The 18,841-nt window shown below is 69.8% G+C and carries 16 protein-coding genes; 6 read left to right on the forward strand and 10 right to left on the reverse strand.

Annotation, left to right across the window (positions count from 1 at the left end; all coding sequences use genetic code 11):
• The 4 genes from AB0N63_RS32700 to AB0N63_RS32715 all read right to left on the reverse strand — a co-directional run bounded on the left by AB0N63_RS32700 (window position 1) and on the right by AB0N63_RS32715 (window position 6,134).
• Entirely contained in the window at window positions 1-1,944 is a 1,944-nt protein-coding gene (locus tag AB0N63_RS32700; RefSeq protein ID WP_365534883.1) for an amidohydrolase family protein, read from the reverse strand.
• A 94-nt stretch (window positions 1,945-2,038) separates the two neighbouring features.
• A complete protein-coding gene (locus AB0N63_RS32705) occupies window positions 2,039-3,775 on the reverse strand; it encodes an FAD-dependent oxidoreductase (protein WP_365534885.1) in 1,737 nt (578 codons plus the stop codon).
• Entirely contained in the window at window positions 3,772-5,406 is a 1,635-nt protein-coding gene (locus AB0N63_RS32710) for a glutamate--cysteine ligase (protein ID WP_365534888.1), read from the reverse strand. Before AB0N63_RS32710 ends, AB0N63_RS32705 begins: the two co-directional genes overlap by 4 nt.
• Window positions 5,407-5,480: 74 nt before the next feature.
• Window positions 5,481-6,134: a hypothetical protein gene (locus AB0N63_RS32715; protein WP_365534890.1), complete on the reverse strand. Its 654-nt coding sequence runs from the start codon at window positions 6,132-6,134 to the stop codon at window positions 5,481-5,483.
• A 547-nt stretch (window positions 6,135-6,681) separates the two neighbouring features.
• Between AB0N63_RS32715 and AB0N63_RS32720 the strand changes: the two genes are divergently transcribed.
• Window positions 6,682-6,864, forward strand: a complete 183-nt coding sequence (locus tag AB0N63_RS32720; RefSeq protein WP_365534892.1) for a hypothetical protein — start codon at window positions 6,682-6,684, stop codon at window positions 6,862-6,864.
• 332 nt (window positions 6,865-7,196) lie between these two features.
• Here AB0N63_RS32720 and AB0N63_RS32725 read toward each other — a convergent pair whose 3' ends face one another.
• Window positions 7,197-8,555: a hypothetical protein gene (locus AB0N63_RS32725; protein ID WP_365534895.1), complete on the reverse strand. Its 1,359-nt coding sequence runs from the start codon at window positions 8,553-8,555 to the stop codon at window positions 7,197-7,199.
• A gap of 855 nt (window positions 8,556-9,410) precedes the next feature.
• Here AB0N63_RS32725 and AB0N63_RS32730 point away from each other — a divergent pair.
• A complete protein-coding gene (locus tag AB0N63_RS32730) occupies window positions 9,411-10,349 on the forward strand; it encodes a MerR family transcriptional regulator (RefSeq protein ID WP_365534897.1) in 939 nt (312 codons plus the stop codon).
• A 74-nt stretch (window positions 10,350-10,423) separates the two neighbouring features.
• Window positions 10,424-10,990, forward strand: a complete 567-nt coding sequence (locus AB0N63_RS32735) for a GNAT family N-acetyltransferase (protein ID WP_365534899.1) — start codon at window positions 10,424-10,426, stop codon at window positions 10,988-10,990.
• Window positions 10,991-11,025: 35 nt separating this feature from the next.
• Here the strand turns inward: AB0N63_RS32735 and AB0N63_RS32740 are convergent, their stop codons facing one another.
• Both AB0N63_RS32740 and AB0N63_RS32745 read right to left on the reverse strand, forming a co-directional pair.
• Window positions 11,026-12,282 (reverse strand): IS256 family transposase, encoded by a 1,257-nt coding sequence (locus AB0N63_RS32740; RefSeq protein WP_365534901.1) that lies wholly within the window; start codon window positions 12,280-12,282, stop codon window positions 11,026-11,028.
• Between the two features lie 314 nt (window positions 12,283-12,596).
• The gene (locus AB0N63_RS32745) at window positions 12,597-12,818 is read right to left on the reverse strand and encodes a hypothetical protein (RefSeq protein ID WP_365534903.1); all 222 of its coding nucleotides are present in this window, start codon (window positions 12,816-12,818) and stop codon (window positions 12,597-12,599) included.
• A gap of 165 nt (window positions 12,819-12,983) precedes the next feature.
• Here AB0N63_RS32745 and AB0N63_RS32750 point away from each other — a divergent pair, with 165 nt between their 5' ends.
• Window positions 12,984-13,382, forward strand: coding sequence for a hypothetical protein (locus AB0N63_RS32750; RefSeq protein WP_365534906.1), 399 nt, complete (start codon window positions 12,984-12,986; stop codon window positions 13,380-13,382).
• A gap of 14 nt (window positions 13,383-13,396) precedes the next feature.
• Here AB0N63_RS32750 and istB read toward each other — a convergent pair whose 3' ends face one another.
• Together istB and istA are read right to left on the reverse strand one after the other, a co-directional pair.
• Window positions 13,397-14,167: an IS21-like element helper ATPase IstB gene (gene istB / locus AB0N63_RS32755; RefSeq protein WP_365534909.1), complete on the reverse strand. Its 771-nt coding sequence runs from the start codon at window positions 14,165-14,167 to the stop codon at window positions 13,397-13,399.
• Window positions 14,164-15,582: an IS21 family transposase gene (gene istA, locus AB0N63_RS32760; protein WP_365534911.1), complete on the reverse strand. Its 1,419-nt coding sequence runs from the start codon at window positions 15,580-15,582 to the stop codon at window positions 14,164-14,166. The genes istB and istA overlap by 4 nt, the downstream gene beginning before the upstream one ends.
• Before the next feature lie 156 nt (window positions 15,583-15,738).
• Here istA and AB0N63_RS32765 point away from each other — a divergent pair, with 156 nt between their 5' ends.
• Window positions 15,739-16,467: a NucA/NucB deoxyribonuclease domain-containing protein gene (locus AB0N63_RS32765; protein ID WP_365534913.1), complete on the forward strand. Its 729-nt coding sequence runs from the start codon at window positions 15,739-15,741 to the stop codon at window positions 16,465-16,467.
• An 83-nt stretch (window positions 16,468-16,550) separates the two neighbouring features.
• Window positions 16,551-17,423, forward strand: coding sequence for a hypothetical protein (locus tag AB0N63_RS32770; protein WP_365534915.1), 873 nt, complete (start codon window positions 16,551-16,553; stop codon window positions 17,421-17,423).
• 63 nt (window positions 17,424-17,486) lie between these two features.
• Here the strand turns inward: AB0N63_RS32770 and AB0N63_RS32775 are convergent, their stop codons facing one another.
• Complete coding sequence (locus AB0N63_RS32775) at window positions 17,487-18,779, reverse strand: IS256 family transposase (RefSeq protein WP_365534917.1); 1,293 nt, start codon at window positions 18,777-18,779, stop codon at window positions 17,487-17,489.
• Window positions 18,780-18,841 lie beyond the last annotated feature (62 nt).

Consider the following 18,841-nt stretch of genomic DNA (forward strand, 5'->3'; position numbering starts at 1 on the left):
TCAACCCCCGGCGACGTAGGACCAGTACGGTTCGACAAGCACCCCCAGCTGCCGGGCGGTGTGGAGGACGCGGTCCGGTTCCTCTCCCCGATCGAGGCCGTACTCGAGCACCCGGAGAGTTCCCTCGGCGACCTCGGGCGGCGGCCGGTCGCCCCAGCTCTCCATGTAGGTGAGGACGGGACGGGGGACGTCCGGCAGCCGGCGTGCGGCGGAGACGAGGCCGGAGAAGAGGGTGCACCAGGTGGAGAGGTCCGTGTGGAGATAGAGGGCGGCTTCGGCGGGGCCTGCCTGGGTGCCCATCCAGGTGAGGTCGCGCACGACCCGGAAGAGACCCTGGTTGACCGGTACCGGCGGGATGTCGCCACCGGTGAGACCGACGGACGAGGCGGCTTCGCGCAGCAGACCGCGAGCGGTGGCGATGGTGTGCAGGGCGAAGGAGAACAGGGTGGCCGGGATCTCGTGGCGGTGCCGGGACACCAGCAGCGCGTACGTGGAGAGTTCGGCTTCCTGGCACTGGTACTCGGCGAGCACGATGCGCTTGAAGTGTTCGGTTTCTATCTCTCCGGTGCGGGCGAGTTCGACGAGCCGGTTTCCGCTGACGAACCGTTCGACGTCCGGTTTCATCGCTTCGATGAGTTGTTCGGCCTTCATGTGATCTCCCGTGTTCGATCGGTGGGATGAGGGGCGAGGCGCCACCGGGCGCGGAGCCACCGGGACCGGGCCGGACGGTCCGGTGACCATCCGGCCCCGCTGGAAGACGTACCGGCTGCGGCCGGTGGCGGTGATGTCCTGGAACGGGTCGCCTTCGAGAGCGACGACGTCGGCCGTGGCGCCGGGGGTGATCGTGCCCAGGTCGGGGCGGTCGAGAAGGTCCGCGGCGACGCAGGTGGCCGCCCTCAGGGCACGCAGGGCGGTGTATCCGTGGGCGAGCATGGTGGGGAACTCGCGCCAGTTCTCCGCGTGGGGGAACATCCCGGCGTCGGTGCCGAAGGCCGTCTTCACGTTCGTCCGGGCGGGACGCAGCAGTCCTTCGCGCAGTGCCTCGGCGTGTGCCCGGTAGTTGGCGCGGACGGTAGCCGTGGAGCCGTCCCAGAAGTCGTCGTCGTCCAGCCGGTCGAGGAAGTACGTCTGGGCGTACTGGGTCGGCACCAGGAACACACCGGCCTCCTCCATCACCCGGTAGGTCGGCGCGGTGGCGAAGCAGCCGTGTTCCACACTGCGCACTCCGGCCTCGACGGCGCGCAGGATGGCACGGTCGGTGAAGAGGTGCGCCGCGCAGGGAAGTCCCAGATCGCCGGCGGTGGAGACGATGGCGTGCATCTCCGTGCTCGAGTACGCGGTGCTGGTGGGGCTGTCCACGGGTGAGGAGAAACCGCCACCGCCCGCGAACTTGATCCAGTCGGCGCCGGCCCGGGACTGCTCGCGCACCGCGCGGCGCAGCCCTTCGACGCCTTCGGCCAGCGTGCCGATCTGGTGCCCGTACCGCAGCGCGAGGTCGGGCTGTTTGTCCCCGTGGCCTCCGCGGGGCGACAGGATGTTGGGCGCCGCCAGAATGCGAGGTCCCTCGACGAGGCCGTCCTCGACCGCCTGGCGCAAGGACACGTTCAGGGGCAGGTGGGCGCTGCCCAGGTCCCGCACGGTGGTGAAGCCGCGGTGCAGGAGTGCGCGCAGGACGGGCACCGCGGTGAGGGTCTGGTAGGCGGCGGGTGCCGTCTCCGCGGCTTCGTCCAGGAGATGGACGTGGCAGTCGATGAACCCTGGCAGGAGGGTGCAGCCGGGCATCTCGACGACGTCCGTCTCCGGGCCGGCCGGGAGGGCGTGTCCGATCTCGGCGATCCGGCCGTCGCGTACGAGGACGGACAGGCCGTCCACCGGTGTGTCCGCGACCGCGTCCCACACGCGGTCGGGCCGCAGCAGCAGGTCTCTGACGGGGGGTGCGTGCATGGATACCTCCGGGACGGCGGTGCGGGGGCGGGTCGGGCGGGCGGGGACCGGCCACTGTGGGCAGGGCGCCTCGAGGGCCTGGCGGTGTCCTTGGTCAGGAAACGGTGAGCGGTGTGTACCGGGGGTCGTCCCACAGGTCGCCGGGGCCGGGGTTGCCCGGTTCCGGCCGGGCGCCGAGTTGCCGCAGGACTCCCCAGGCGGCGTTCAGGCCGGAGGCGAGCGCGTGGTCGAGCCAGCCCGGGGACCACGAGGTGTCGTCACCGGCCAGGAAGAGGGCGTTCGGCGGTTCTCCCGGTACGGCCGCCGTGCCGTTGAAGTCCTTCATGAAGTGGGCGAACAGATCACGTTGGTAGGGGTGGTCGCCCGGACACGAGAAGCGGCTCAGACCGCGGAAGTTGCGCTTGTTCTCCCACGACACCGTCACCGTCGCCGCCGTGTCGGTGTGGGCGCGCAGCTCGTCGGCCACCTCGGGGTGGATGGCGGCGAGATCGCGGACGAAGAGGGCGAGACGTTCCTCCGGGGCGGAGGGCGCCACCTTCATGGCGTCCTGCGCCCAGGTGAAGCTGAGGTCCACCACACCGCGCCGGCCCCCGGGTCCGCGCGGTGGGCCGTAGTCCACGGTGTAGGCGGCCCTCGGCAGCCGGTCGGTGAGGGTGACCCCGTCCATGGACGTGCCCTCCCAGAAGGGACTGTCCACCACGAGCGCGGTCTTGGAGGACTGCCAGTAGTGCAGCCGGCGGATGGCCCGCCACAGGCGCGGGCCGAGCGCGGGGGTGTGAGCGGCGGTGGAACGCACCTCCACGCCGGTCTCCAGCAGACGCAACTGGGGGGTGAACACGGCGGCCGCGTACCGTTCGCTGCGCCCGTCCTCGCTGCGCACCACGACTCCGCGAGCGGCGTCCGGTTCGACGTCGATGGCGCGCACCGCAGGACGCAACGCACCCTCGTTGGCGGCCTCCAGACTGTGGGTACGCCCGTCGGGGCCGGTGGTGCGGTGTGCCCAGAAGCCCTCGGCCAGGCGGCTGACGCCGTCCGGCGCGTAGAGCAGTCCGCTTCCTTCGGTGCTCAGCAGCAGGCGCAGGATCTCGATCACGCTGAGCTCGAAGAAGGCGTCCCAGACCGCGGGTCCTATCCCGGCGGTGCCCAGCAACCGTGCCTGGTCATGGTTCAGGCCCGCGCCTTCCGGGTCGCGCAGGAAGCGGTAGAAGGACCACATCTCGAACCTGGTCAGCACCGTGCGCCAGCGGCGGCGCACCGCGCCGAGGTCACGGGCGGCGACGTCCCGCTGGATCTGGAGGAAACCGATGCGGGCAAGCGCCCGCTGCCAGCGTGTGTGCGCCTCGCGGAACTCCTCGTTGAGGCTGTACAGGTCCTCCAGGCTCTTCGTCGGGTACTGCCGGCCGTCGACGTCGAGCACGGTCAACGGCGTGGGAGCCGCGTAGTTGTCACGGAAGGGCTCCAGCCGTACGCCGAACGTGTGACCGTACTGGCGCAGCAACCGTGCCGATTCGGGGAACCGCAGGCAGCCCAGTTCCACGACGGCGCTGTCCGCCTCGTCGAGTCGCCGGCTGTACATGCGGCCGCCCAGGCGCCGGCCCCCCGGCCCGTCCTGGCTCCGTTCGGCCTCGTACACGACGGGCCGGCAGCCCGCTCGCAGCAGCTCGTAGGCGGCCGCCAGTCCGCTGCCGCCCGCTCCGATCACGGCGACGCGTGCGCCCGCGGCCCCCTCGGGCAGCCGTCCCATGCGACGGCCGCCACCGACGTGCGCGGCGTAGTCGAAGGGGAAGTCGACCTGCAAGTCGCTGGCGGGCGGGGGTGTGCCGGGGCTCATCGCTGACTCCGTCGGGGAAGGGCGGGAAGGTTCCAGGTGTGCACGGGGCGGGCTGCCTCGGCGAGCCGGGCGTAGCGCACCGTCAGCTCCTCGAGGAGCGGGTCGGGCCGGCCCGCACCGGTGACGCGTGCGCCCCTGTCACCGGTCCGCCCGGCCTGACCGGCCGTCCGTATCGCGGTGGCGCCTTCCGGTGCGGGCGGGATCACGTCTCGTTCCGGTGCCGTGGCGGTGAGCCCGGCCGTCTCCCGGTCGGTCTCCGGGGAGCACTGCTCCCGTCGGCTCAGTGCCTCCAGTGTCCGCTGCTGCCACCACGCCCCGGTACGCCCCGACGCCGTCCGGCGGTCCAGCAGGTCCAGCAGGGCATCCGCCTCGGCGGCGTCCACCCCGGCGATGACCAGTCCGTCCCGTGCCTGCGGCAGCAGCTCTTCCACCAGGGCACCCGCCTCGTGTCTCCGGGGCGCCGAGCCGGGTGAGGGCCACCACAGGCTCGCCCGCAGACCGTCACGCGCAGCCCGGTAGAAGTTCTCCCTGGCGTGGGAGAAGGGAAGCTCTCCGGCCACATCGCGGCCCTCGGCGGCCAGGGAGAGGGTGAGACCGACCAGGAACGCCGTGTTCGCCGCCATGTCGAGCGGGGTCGGCCCGGAGGGGAGTGCCCTGAATTCGATCCGCAGGTGTCCGAGCGGGTCGTACACCGGCCGGTTCCACGGCCACACGGTGCTCACGTGCAGGCGCAGTTCCTCCAGCGAGGGGCAGCCGTCCGGCGAGACGCCTTCGTCCTCGGCCGGGGGAACCGCCGGAAGCAGGACGTCGTAGCCGCGCACGGCTTCCTCGAACGCCGCGAGCGGACCACCCCGCAGCCAGGCGTGCCCGAAACCGACCCGCGGCCGTGAAGCCCCGCGGCAGCTCGCGCCACGCTCCCCGAAGCCCTGTTCGTACACCGCGATACGGGCTTCCTGCCAGCCGCGCCGGCCCAGCGGGAAGGGCGAATTGCCCGCGGCGGCCAGAGCCGGTCCGGTGGCGAGCTGGGCGGCGTTGTACGTGGGGCAGAAGAGGTCCGGGGCCACGGTCAGGTGCACCTGCCAGGAACAGGCCGCGCCCTGGACCGCCACGGACTCGGCCCGCAGCAGTCCCTGCTCGCCGTCCCCCACGCACAGCGGGAACGGCGCGGGACGCCGCCGGGCCCAGGCGCGTTCCAGCGCGTGGTAGCGCGGCAGGTCGGTCAGCGCCCGTGCCGTCAGGTCGGCCGGTGTCAGCGTGGGCAGCGTCCCGATCGGTACCGCCCGGGCGCCGTGGCGCGGCAGCGACCAGGCGGTGATCCGCGCCAGCGCCCGGGATGCCTGAGCGGCCAGCTCCGTGAACGGACGCCCCCGCAGAGGAACCGGCTCCAGGTTGGCCTCGAGGTTGAATCGGGTCACTTCCAGGGCGAGACCGTCGTCACCCAGTCCCTCGCGTACGGCCGCGTTCACCGGAACGGGACGGCCGTCCGGCCCGGCGAGCGACAGCTCCAGTTCGGCGCCCAACGTGCTCGGCACCTGTCCGAACCCGGGCCGGACCACCAGCTTCTCCAGCGCGGTGAGGCAGTCCGCCAGGCGGATGCGGAACCGTGCGTACTCCTCTTCCGTGAATGCCACTCGTCCGATCTCGCGGCCCATATCCACTTCCTCCCGTACGTGACCCCGTCCGACCGTGCTCGTTCCCGAGGCCCTCATCCGGCCGTGGCGACCGCCCGCCACCAGGACCGCAGCGCCGGTTCCATCCGCACCGCACTGCGCGTGATGCACTCTTCGGGTTCGTCGCGCGCCCTGCCGTACTCGATGACCTCCAGGACGCCGTCCGCCACCTCCGGAGGGTTCTCGCGGTAGGCGCCGATGTACTCGATCGCGGCCTCGGGAACCTGCTTCGCCTCGCTCAGGACGTCGGCCAGAACGGCACAGGTGTTGCACCACAGGGTGAAGTCGGTGCGTGCCACGAGAGCGGCTTCCGCCGCTCCGGCGTGCAGAGCGACCCAGGAGATGAACTCGGTGAAGCGCCGCACCGGTTCCAGTCGGGGAGCACGGCGCATCTCGTCGGGCGAGAGGCGCAGCGCGGGCGCGAGACCGGTCACCATCCGGTGCCGGGCCCGCATCAGCTCGTGCGCGACGAAGGAGAAGAACCCGCCGGGCACCTCGTGCGGGTAGCGGGCCAGCAACAGGCCGTACGCCGTGAACTCGGCCTCCTGGGACTGGAACTCGGCGAGGGCGAAGTTCCGCAGGTGCTTCTCCTCGATCATCCCCTCACGGGCGAGGGAAAGGAACTCGTTGGCACTCAGGTGCTCGGGGAGGTTGATTCCCACGGTGTCGATGAACTCGGTGGCAGGCATGGAGGGGACTCCTCGGATCGGGAGACGACAGTCGTGACGGGCTGGGTCGCGTCAGGCACGACGCCGGCCGTCCGGGTCACGAGCGGAGACCGACGAGCCGCGACGGTCCGCGGCCCCGCCGAAGCCCGGCGGCGGTCCGTACACCGCGTCGCGGGCCGCCGTCCGGCGGGCGCGGTGCACACTGCCGGGCCTCGCTCCCGCATGTCCCGCACCGCTCACCTGTTCTTGCATGGTCATGGCCGGTACTCCGTTCCGGACGTTCCGTCACGCCGACGGGGAGGGGGCGAAAGGGCACCGCCGCTTCCCTGCAGAGGCCATGCCGACATGTCACCCACGCCCCATCGGCACCGGCACCCAGGCGGAGCGCCGGGCGGCGCTCCCTCGGACCCTGTACCGACTCCCCGGGGGCGTGCGGCGCACACCCGCACGGTGCCGATGAAGCGTGAACGCGTTGAACGCGCGCCCCGCGTCAGCCCCCGCGCGGCCCCCTCACCCGTACGGCATCCCACACCGCGCGGTCGTCTGTCCTGCGTCACAGGGTGGTCCCATGAACGATCCGCTCTTCGACCGCGTCGCCGGCCTCGCCCTGCGCGCCGCCGCGACCGAGCGGGCGCGCCGGCACGCGCACGCCGGTCCGTCCGAGACCGGCCGGGCCGGGCAACCACACGGGGGACAGGCGGCGTCGGGGGCGGAAGGCGGAGCGGGGACCGGCTCCGACGGGCCCGCCTGACCCGCCTGACCCGCCTCGAACCCTCGCCGACGTACGGGGCGACGCCGGACGGGGCGACGTCGGACGCGGTCCGGTGGCCTCCGGTTCAGCGGGTGACGCGTCGATGCGGCCCTATCGGCTCCCTCGTTCGACGGCGGCGGGGAGAAGCCACGAACCGCGCGCTCTGCCGGGGCCGCGCCGTCCGGACCCGCCCGCCGCGCACGCGGTGTTCGGGAACACGCCGGGCCTGCGGGCGCGGGCGCACCCGTGGCCCGTCGTCGCGCGGTGACGGATCGGACAGGCGTCTTTCCGCGTCGCCCCGCGCTGCCGCGACGGGCCTTTTCGGAGGGGAGTCAGGGGCCGGGCGTCGTGCGGGCGAGCGCCGCGAGGCGCTGCAGCAGGTCCGCCGCCTCGGGCACCCGCCGGTACGGCGTGAGCCGCGCCCGTATCTCCCGCAGCATGAGAGAGGAGCGATGGGAACGCAGGAAGCGGTGTTCCTCGCCGAAGAGCCGGCCCGTCTCGCATGCCTCGTCCACCCGCCCCTGCCCCAGCAGTACCAGTGTCAGGCGCGCTTGACCGAGTGCCCTGGTGCGGTGTTCATGGAGGGGACGCCGGGCCGCCGCGTACCGCAGGGCGTCCAGAGCGGGCTCCGTGTCTCCGAGCCGGTGGAGGGTGTGTCCCTTGCGGTAGGCGAAGCCGGCTCGCGGGTACCGGAGGAAGGGGTCGTCGTGAACGACGGAGGAGCCAAGCTGCCGTTCGGCATCGTCGAGGTCCCGGTAGGCGCTGCGGCGTTCGCCTGCCAGGGCCCGCACGTAGGCCCTTTGCGCCAAGACGAACGCCTGAAGGTCACCGGACTGCCCCCTGGCCGAGGTGACCGCCGCGTCGGCGAGGTCGGCCGCGTGCCGCGGTGCTGACAGACGGACCGCCTGGACGCTCATCGTCCTCAGCGTGATGGCGCGTGTCCGGCTGTCCGCGGCTCCGGCGGCGATGTCGAGGGCGATCAGGTAGTACCGCTGGGCGAGCCCCTGAAGGCCGGCGTCCGCCGACATGTCCCCCAGGACATGGACGAGTTGGGCCGCAGCCGACAGCAGCGCCCGTCGCTCGGCCGAAGGCGCGGGCTGCGCCAGCAGGCGGCCCATGTCGTCGCCGAGGTAGGAGGCCAGGGCCGCGCGGGCGTGACCGCCTCCGTAGCGCGGCCAGCCGATGGCGAACTGGGACATCACGAACCGGACCCGCTGCACGTCTGGGCCGCCGATCCCGGCTCGCAGCGAGGCGGGGCCGGGGGTTTCGAGCATGTCCCGGATGTCCGTGTCCGGGACACCGTGCTGGCGGAATACCAAGCGCGCCAGCCGCACACGGCGTACCGGATCGACGTCCGTCCTGGCCAAAGTCACCAGGCGCAGCAGGGGATCGGCGCGGTACTCGTCCGATCCGTCGCCGGATATCTGTGAAGGGGCGTCGGCCAGGCCGGTCTCCGCGGCGCTGACCAGCCGGCCGATGCCGCGGGTCAGTACCTCGGCCACGAGTTGGGGGACGGGATCACGGGGACGTGATCCCGAGAGCCAGTGAGCGACGGTGGTGCGGTCGTAGTGCAGTGTCAGACCCTCGCCGGCCGCCAGGCGATTGACGTTTCTGGCCAGTTCCGCAGCGCTCATGCCCGCCTCGCTCAACAGGCCCCGGAGCGCGGCGTTGTGGCCATGACGGCGTGGCACGACGGTCCCTCCTTCACCGCTTCTCCCAAGGGGGCCCGCAGGACCCCTGCCGGTCACGCCCGGCTGCCGATGTGCGCGTCAGGGCCCTCTCTCCGTCCTCGCAGAGGCGGTCGGAACGAGGCGGCCCGGCGGTACCGCGGGTGTGCGAGCCGCCTCGAGCCGTTGGTGACGTCCCGTAGCGGCCGGGTGCGGCGCGTACGTACGAACAAGGCGCCGACCGGACCACGAGCGAGGTCGGCGCCAGAGGACGGGGTGCACGGCGTCCGGGGCGGGCGCGCCGCGGGTACGTCCGGTGCGGAGGCACCACCCGGCCCGGACGCGGCATAAAAGAAATCGGCTACATCTCTTTTCTACCAGTCACTATCCGATCGGAAATCGCTTTTTCAGCCATGCACGGTCGCCTCGCTCAACAGGCCCCGCGGTCCGCCCGTCTTCATCGCCGCTCCGCGGTAACCGCCTCGACGGCATCCGGCCCGGCCGGTATCCAGACGGCCAGCGTGACTTCGATGACCCGTTGTGGAGGCGACGGACGCTTACGCGGATCCGGCAAGGAGTCCCAGGAGGTGCCCGTGCTCGCGCCGCACCTGCCGCGGTCCGCTCTGGTGCAGGTTGAAGACACCCTGCTCTCCTGAGCGAGAAGAAGCGTCGGATCCGTGACGGGCCCGGTGGGTGATGCCGCATGGCTCTGCCACGTTGACCGGAGGCGCCACCGGAGTGTGCTCCCCCGATCAAGTACATCTTCAGACAGCTCGGACTGAACGGAGGAATTGTCAAGACTTGTGGATGAGGAGTGGTTGCCTGCTGGCAGGCGAAGGGACTTGAGTCTCCAGTAGGGGGAGACACAAAGGTGGGGACATGGACGGCGACACGCTCTACTCGATCGGCGAACTCGCTCGACGGACCGGTCTCACGGTCAAGACCATTCGGTTCTACTCCGATCGCGGAATCGTGGCGCCGACGGACCGCAGCCCGGCCGGCTACCGCCTCTACAGCATCGACGTCGTCGCACGCCTGGACCTCGTGCGGACCCTGCGCGAGCTGGGATTGGACCTTCCCACGATCCGCAAGGTCGTGGACCGCGAGCTCTCGCTTCCTGAGGTCGCCGCGGCGCACGCCGAAGCACTGGCAGTGCAGATCCGCGTCCTGCGCCTGCGGCGCGCGGTGCTGACGGCGGTGGCCGAGCGCGGGTCCACACCTGAGGAGACGGAACTCATGCACCGGCTGGCCCAGCTTTCCGAGGACGAACGCAGACGTCTGACCGACGACTTCCTCTACGCCGTCTTCGGCGGTCTTTACGCCGCCCCCGCATTCGCGGGGGTCATGCGCTCGATGACCCCCGAGTTGCCCGACAACCCGGAGGCAGAGCAGGTCCAGGCGTGGGTGGAGCTGGCCGAAATGTCCCTGGACCCGGATTTCCGCGCCGTCGTGCGGCGGATGGCCGAGGACCAGGCAGCCGAGCAGGCCCGAAGCGACATGATGGGCCCGCGCCGCGACATCGCCGCAGTCGTCCGTGACCAGGCCGGCCGGGCCCTGACCGCGGGCATCGACCCGGCCTCGCCTCAGGCTGATCCGATCGTCGCGGAGTTCACGAGGCACTACGCGCACCTCCTCGGCCGCCCCGACGACGTCGAGCTTCGCCGTCGGCTGGCGACTCGGCTGGAGAGCGTGAACGACCCACGCAGGGAGCGATACCTCCAGCTGCTCGCAGTGGTCAACGGCTGGCCGGCCCCGGAGAGTCTGGCTCCAGTGTTCGATTGGTCCGTCCAGGCTCTGCGCGTCCGGACACAGCAATGACGGGGCGGTCGCAAGGCAGCACGGGGTGGACACGGCTGGCGTCGGGTGGAAACGCCGCCGCATATGATCGGTTGATGAGTACCCCTGTCGTACTTCAGGTGGCCGCGTCGCCGGTCTCTCCCGCTCTCGTTCTTCGCCCCTGGCGCATGGAGGACATTGCCGCATTGGTCGAGGTGAGCCGGGATCCCGCACTGCGCCAGTGGGTGAGCTCTGTCGTGGACAACGATGCCGACGGGGCACGCTGGGTGCAGGCTCAGCAGCAGGGCTGGGCAGCGGGGAACCGGTTCGGCTTCGCCGTCCTTGAGGCACAACCCGGTTCAGTTCGCGAGCAGTTGGTGGGCAACGTGGTCCTCAAGGAAGTCGCCTCCGGCAAACCGGCGGCCGAAGTGGGCTACTGGACCGCGGCGCACGCTCGTGGGCGGGGAGTGGCCTCCCGCGCTCTGGAGGCACTCACCAGCTGGGCCTTCGAGACCTTCCAAGCCGACGGGCTGGAGCGTCTCGAACTCCTGCACCAGGTGGACAACCTGGCATCGTGCCGGGTTGCACAGAAGAGCCGCTACGACTTCGACACCATCCTGCCCGCGGCACCGCCCTCCTTCCCCCGCGATGGCCACCTGCACATACGGCGCACGAGTGCCTGAGATCCTCCCGGCTTCTGCGGATCGGCTGAGGCTGCTCACGCCGAGAGGGTCTCGGGGCGTTCGACGAGGTGGCCGCGTTCGAAGCGCGCCCCGGCACGGACCAGAGCGACGAGGTGGGGTGCGTTCACAGCCCGCCAGCGGGCCTGGGCTGACTCGACCAGCTTGAAAACCATCGCCAGCCCGGCGGCCCGGCTGCCGGCACCCTTCGTCACCTTGGTCCGCAGCCGCACGGTGGCGAACGTCGACTCGATGGGATTCGTAGTCCGCAGATGAATCCAGTGCTCGGCGGGGAAGTCGTAGAACGCCAGCAGCTCGTCCTCATCGTCCACGATCTTCTTGACCGCCTTGGGGTACTTCGCGTTGTACTGCTTGGCGAATATGGCGACAGCTTTGCGGGCCTGCTCCTTGTTCTCGGCGTTGTAGATGTCCTGGATGGCGCGCTTGGCCGCGGGCTGGGCCGACTTCGGCAGGGAATCGAGAACATTTGCGGTTTTGTGAACCCAGCATCTTTGTTCGCGAGTGTCGGGGAACACCTCGGCCAGGGCCTTCCAGAAGCCGAGCGCGCCGTCCCCGACGGCCAGCACCGGGGCGCGCATCCCCCGGCGGGCACAGTCGCGTAGCAGGCCCGCCCACGCCTCCGTCGACTCGCGATATCCGTCGGCCAGCGTGATCAGCTCCTTGGTGCCATCCGCCCGCACCCCCATCACCACCAGCACGGCAGCCTTGGCCTCCTCCAGGCGTATGCGCAGGTGAATGCCGTCGGCCCACACGTACACATAGTCCGTGGCCGACAGATCGCGGTCCATGAAGGCAGCGTGGTCGGCCTGCCATTGGGCCGTCAGCCGCGTGACCGTGGCCGGCGACAGCCCGGCCGAACTGCCGAGAAACTGCTCCAGTGCGGGCGCGAAGTCCCCAGACGACAACCCATGCAGGTAGAGCAGCGGCAACACCTCGCTGATCTTCGGGGACTTCCGGGCCCAAGGCGGCAGGATCGCCGAGGAGAACCGCCTGCGTTCGCCCGTCTCGAGGTCGGTGCGCTTGTCGTTCACCCGCGGGGCCTTCACCTCCACGCTCCCGGCCGCGGTGGTGACCTTCCTCGGCTGGTGATAGCCGTTGCGCACTACCAGCCGCCGCCCGTTCTCGTCCCGCTGGTCGGCCACCTCGGCGATGTATGCGTTGACCTCGGCTTCCAGCGCGGCGGCCAGCATCCTGCGGGCGCCCTCCCGGACGATCTCGTCCAGCAGCGACGACCCATCTCGCGTGGCGCCGTCTTCATTGACTGCGGTGAGCATGAAGGTGCCTTCCCGACCGACGCCGCGAACGTCGGTCTTGCTCGGTGACCTATCGATCAATCGCCCGGGAAGGTACGTCCTCCCGTGGCCGATCCACAGGATCTGAGCATTGCTCCTCGGTGGTGTCTGTCGGACCTGTGGGGCAGTTCTTTCCGGACTGGTGCACGAAGCAGTCCTTTACCGCCATATGCGGAGGCAGAGCCTCAGCCTGTCCAAAAACGCGCACATCACCAACAAAGCGTGAACATGGGGGCGTTGGTGCGCTTAGTGTGTCCGCCGCACGGACGGCTGCCCTGACCCGGTGCCGTTCTTCGTCAACGAGGGGACATGCTCATGCGGACCAGCGCGCCACGGAACGTGGCCATCGGAACAGCTCTCACCGCGCTCCTTGTGACCGGCGCCGGTATCAGTGCGGCCGGCGCGCAGGCCGCGCCAGTCAAGTACAGCATCACGGTCACGCAGGCCGCTCCGGTGAAGACCGCGTTCGTCTCCACCGCGGCGGCGGCGAGCTGCCGCCTGAACACCATCACGATCACCCGCACGAGTATGTGCATGGACATCGGCGCCCGGGTCAACCTGCTGCAGAACGGCAAGCCGGTCGGTGTCGGCGTACTCGCTTATGTGCAGAGCCAGGTACGGATGAACGTGCAGAGCAAGCGGCCGCTCGAAGGGCTTGCCTCGTGGTTAGAGATGATGGGGCGGTGTCTCTTCGTTACTTCAATCAGACCGGCTGGACTGCCATCTTCAACGGCACTGACACCGAGATCGGTCGCATGGTGCGCGTAGAAGGCTGGGACCAGGCGACTGGGACTGCATTGGTCGTCGATCCCAAGCGTGGTGCCCTGCGCCCGGTGACGGACTACGAAGACTTCTCTCATCTGGAGCGGGCCGAGCAGGTCGTGGCCGCGGTGCCTGGTGGAGGGTGGCGGGTGCACTGGAACGATGAGGGTCCAGGAGGAACACCGCTGACGGAACAGGTGCTTGCCTGGCTCATCACGTCGCAGGGGCGGGCGACGGCCATCACGGTCGACGCCCACGGGCATGTCGAGGATGCTGATGGCGCCGACGCCTTCATCCCGCCGGGCGAGGAGCCTGGGTAGGAACCGGAGCCGGGTCAGGCCACGTCGGTTTCTCGCTCGATGGCCTTGAGGCGGTTCTTCAGCCGGTAGCTGGGGCCGTTGATGGAGATGACCTCGCAGTGGTGGAGGAGGCGGTCGAGGATGGCGGTGGCGAGGACTTCATCGCCGAACACCTGTCCCCATTCGCTGAACGTTTTGTTCGAGGTCAGGATGATCGAGCCTTTCTCGTAACGCTTCGAGATGACCTGGAAGACCAGGTTCGCCTCGGCGCGTTCGAGGGGCTGGTAGCCGACCTCATCGACGACAAGGACGCTGGGCCGCAGGTAGGTGCCGAGTTTGTTGAGGAGTCGGCCCGCGGCTTCGGCTGCTTTGAGGTTGCGGACCATGTCGTCGAGGCTGGTGAAGTAGATCGAGTAGCCGGCCCGGCAGGCCGCGACCGCGAGAGCGACGGCGATGTGCGTCTTGCCGACCCCGGGCGGGCCCAGCAGGGCGGCGTTGGCCTTGGCTTCCACGAAGGACAGGGTGGCCAGGTCCTTGACCTTGCGAGGGTCGAGGTCGGGCTGGAAGGCGAAGTCGTACTCGTCGATCGTTTTGTGGTGTGGGAGTCGGGAGAGCCGCAGGCCCTGGCGGAAGCGGCGGTCGTCGCGGACGGCGAGTTCCTCGGACAGCACCAGGTCGAGGAAGTCGAGGTAGCCCATCTTTCCTTCGTCGGCCCGCCGGATGTACTCGTTGATGGTTTCGGTGAGGTGGGGCAGGCCGAGCTTGCCGGCCGTGGTGCGGATGCGGGTGCTGACCAGCTCGCTCAAGACGTTTCCCTCGTGCTCGGGTGGGTGGTGAAGGGGCGGGTGCCGGTCAGCTCGTCATAGACCGACAGCGGACGGCGGCCGACCTCGACGCGGGTTGCCGCGGCCCGGTTCAGCAGGGCCTGGAGCGGTCCGGCTTCCTCGCCCAGCGGCTGTTCGCGGCGGGGCTGGGGTGGGACATCGCCGGTGGTGGTGCGGCGGCCCTTGCCGGTGGGCAGGCCGTCCCAGTGCATCTCCTCGACGACGCGGACACCGCGGCCGACCGCGCGGGGGTGTGTGGCCAGCAGCGTCTCGCCGCCGGCGTCTGGGGCGGTGGAGTGCAGCATGACCTGCGACTTTGTGGACCGGACCTCGACCAGCTGCCGGGGGCGGACCTTGCGGGCGGGCACCGAGTAGAGGTTGCCGCCGAAGGCGACCAGGCAGTCCTTGCCGACCGGCCGCAGATGCCGCTCGGCCACCAGATACGGGGTCGGCGGCAGCGGCTTGAGAGCGGCGTGGTCGCGGGCCGCCCGCTCGCCGATGACCTCCCGGTGCGTCTTGTGGATCTGGGCCCGCCGCTGCGGCACCCAGGCGGCGAAGGCGGCGTCCATCTCCTCCACGGAGGAAAAGGCCCGGCCGGACAGGACGTGGTCGCGGACGATCAGCACTTGGCATTCGACGCGGCCCTTGCCGGTGGGCCGGTAGGCGGCCAGCACGTCGATGTCGAAGTCGTAGTGGCCGGCGAAGCCGACCGCCTCCGGGTGCAGCGGGACCGCCTCGCCCGGGGCGACGTGCCGGCGCACGACGGTCTTGGTCCGGTCGTAAACGATCGTCATCGGCACCCCGCCGAAATGGGCAAACGCCCGGCGGTGGCAGTCGAAGAAGGTCTGCAGATCCTGACCGGTGGTGAAGCAGCAGAACGGGTCGCGGGAGTACGACAGCGTCATGTGGAAGGAGTAGACCTTCGCGATGCCCATGTGGGCGAGGATCTTGCCCTCGTCGCCCCAGTCCACCTGAGCCTGGGCGCCCGGGATCACTTCGAAGCGGCGGTGCATGCCCGCCAGTTCCTTCGGCGAGATGCCGAGTTCCTCGGCGATCCTCGGGCGGGCTTCCTGAACGTAGAGCTTGGTCCGCTGGTAGTTGCCGGTGAAGCCGTACTCGCCTGCGAGCCGCTCGTGGATCACCGCGGCCTTCATCAGGATCTCCGCCCGCAGCATCGAGTCGACCAGCGGCGCAAACTCGTCGATCACCCTCGTCCGCGACCGCCCGTTCGGCGACCGGCGTGGCGGCGACACGGGCCCGTCGGCGGACAAGTATTTGCTGACCGTTCGCCAGTTGAGACCGGTCTCCTTGGCGACCTCCGACAGGCTCATGGCTCCGGACTCGACCAGGCCGCGAAAGCGCCGCAGTTCCAGCCAGCGTTCCGGATCCAGGACCACGGGCCACCCCTTTCTGCGACCTCGAACTACAGGCAGCAGAGTGCCGAACCGCAGCGCTCAGCACATCAAGAACTCTGCACGTTCATCCGTACGCGGCTATGCACGTTCACGTGTACGCCGACAGTCGGCTCCGCGACCTTCGACATCAAACACTCCATGACCTTGCAGACCAGCAAGCTCAAGTGGGGCGAGAGCTTCACCGTCGGCAAGGCCACGCTCGTCAACGCCGGCGGCGTCCGCATGAGCGTGTCGGTCGGGGGCGGCAAGGGCTTCAAGACCGCGGTCAAGTTCCCCCAGGGCTCCACCCTCGGCCCCGCCCATAAGGGCACCGTCGGCTACGCCGCGAGCGTCGCGAAGAAGAAGCAGCTCACCAGCCCGGCCTCCTACCGGTTCACGTTCACCAAGCCCGGCTACACCCCCGGCGGCTTCACCTACAACTCCGCCAAGTACCGCTGCGACGACACGTTCTGGGGCCCCACCAAGCGCACCAAGAACCCCGGCTGCGTCTTCCCCTCCTTCGCCCCCACCTTCACCCTCTCCCGCACCGACGCCCAGGTGAAGCAGTCCGCGAGCCACATCTACGACGCCCAGCGCAAGATCACCGGCCACCCGGGCGCCTCCACACCCCTGCACCGCATCACCGACGCCAAGACCATCGCCGCCCACCGCAAGGCCATGTGCGCCAAGGTCCACAACCCCAACCCCCAGAAGTACGACTGCGACGAGTACCCCTTCGCCGCCAGCAAGGAAGGCGGCAACCCCCGCCGCGGCAGCACCCGCATCATCTCCGCCGGCGACAACCGCAGCGCCGGCGCCCGCCTCGGCGGCTTCTACAAGAGCCAGCGCGTCCTGAACGGCGACGCCTACTACGTCCACATCAAGTAGACCCGGCACCGCACCAGCGCCTGCCACACTGATCCCAGGCACCACCTGACCGGCAGGCACCGCACAGACGACGGGGGATCTCCATGCCACGCCCGACCTGGCCCCACCTGCAGGGCCGCACCCGCCCCTTGAAGATGAAGGAGTGGGGCGACCTCACCGTCACGGACCCCGACACCGGCGGCCCCCAGCCGCACGGCCGAGGACTCCTGTCGGCGGGGAAGGACTGGCTGCACATCGACGCCGGCAGCACCCTGGAGAACCCCGTCGTCACCCTCTACGCCGGAGAAGACCCCGGAGCCGAGGACGGCTGGGACGAGGTCGAGGAGACCACCGTGGTCTCCTCGACCGGCTTCCTCGCCCTGTGCGACAGCGGATACACACCCGTGCGCAAGGAGAACCTCGCCACCGCAGGACCGGGCCCCTACCTGGTCCGCGTCCACGCCGCCGACCGCTCGACGGACGGCAAAAAGCCCCGCTTCCTCATCCAGGTCATCCCCGGCGACCGCACCGGCACCGAACCCCAGCCGGCCGCCCCCACGATCGAGGAGAGTGCCGGCCCACTCCTGATCCGCACCTCCTTCGGCCAGCCAGAATCCTGGGCGCGCCTGCTCCAAACCCTCGAGGGCGGCTCGGAGCACTACGAGTCGCTCACCGTCATCGACAACCCCCTCTACACCGGCTCCACGCCCGGCCGGCTCCAGGCACAGATCGCACGTGACGACGAGGACTGGCCCGACAGCCCCTTCCTCCTCATCGCCGACGAACAGACCCTGACCTCCCCGGAGTTTCCGCTGCTGGCCGTGAACAACCTGCCCGACGAGGACGACGCCCCGTTCAGGATCACGCTCGCCGCAGCGGGCTCCTTCATCACCAACCTCGAGCTGGGCAACACGAGCTTCGGCGACTGGAGCCGCGGCGCCGGCACCGACGGCGTCTACCGAGGGCAGCACTACTGACGTATGCGAGCGCTGCAGGAGCGCGGGTCTGTCAAACGAGCGGTGTAATCGGTGCAGGTGAGGTTACTGACGGGCCGCCGATAGGCGGCCGTCGAAGGTGATGTCGAAGGCGTTCAGTGCGGTCTTCCAGCGCATGGTCCAGCGGGCCTGCCCCTTGCCGGTGGGATCGAGGGACATGATCGCCATGTAGACGCACTTCAGGGCGGCCTGCTCGTTGGGGAAGTGCCCGCGGGCCTTGACCGCCCGTCGGATCCGCGCATTCACCGATTCGATCGCGTTCGTCGTGCAGACGATGCGGCGGATCTCGGTGTCGAACCGCAGGAACGGGGTGAACTCCTCCCAGGCGTTCTCCCACAGCTTCACGATCGCCGGATACTTCCTGCCCCAGGCGTCGGCGAACTCGGCGAACCGGTCCAGGGCGGCCTCCTCGGTCGGCGCCGTGTAGACGGGCTTGAGAAGCCGGGCAATCTTGTCCCAGTCCTGGCGGGCGGCATAGCGGAAGGAGTTCCGCAGCAGATGCACGACACAGGTCTGCACGATCGTCCGGGGCCAGACGGTCTCCACCGCTTCGGGCAGGCCCTTGAGCCCGTCGCAGACCAGCATGAGCACGTCGCTGACGCCGCGGTTCCTGATCTCGGTGAGGATGTGCAGCCAGTGCTTGGCGCCCTCGCCGCCGTCACCGGCCCACAGTCCGAGGATTTCCCGCCGGCCCTCGACCGTGACGGCCAGGGCGACATAGATGGGCCGGTTGGCGACCGCGCCGTCGCGGATCTTCACGTGGATGGCGTCGATGAAGACCACCGGGTAGACGGCGTCGAGGGGGCGGCTCTGCCATTCGGCCATGCCCTCCAAGACCTTGTCGGTGATGGTGGAGATGGTCTGGCGGGAGACTTCGGCGCCATAGACCTCGGCCAGGTGGGCCTGGACCTCGCCCGTGGTCAGGCCCTTCGCGGCGAGTGAGATGACCATCTCGTCGACGCCGGTCAGGCGCTTCTGCCGCTTCTTGACGATCTTCGGTTCGAAGGAACCGTCGCGGTCGCGGGGCACGGTTATCTCCACCGGGCCCACGTCGGTCAGCACGGTCTTGGAGCGTTTGCCGTTGCGGGAGTTGCCGCCGTTCTTGCCCGCCGGATCGTGCTTGTCATAGCCGAGGTGGTCGGTGATCTCGCCCTCCAGGGCGGACTCCAGCAGCCGTTTGGTCAGCTGCTGCAGCAGCCCGCCCTCGCCGGTCAGTTGCAGACCCTCGGCCTGGGCGCGGCCCACCAGCTGGTCGATCAGCTGGTCGTCCACGGTCTTCGGCGACGCAGCCTTGGTGGGCTCCACGGCCTTGGACTCGGACACGTTCTCACTGGTCATCGATGCATCTTCCATGATCGGGAGTTACACCGAACGTCTTACAGTCCCAGGAGCGCTCGCCT

The organism is Streptomyces sp. NPDC093260, from assembly GCF_040683715.1.
Taxonomy (GTDB): Bacteria; Actinomycetota; Actinomycetes; order Streptomycetales; family Streptomycetaceae; genus Streptomyces; species Streptomyces sennicomposti.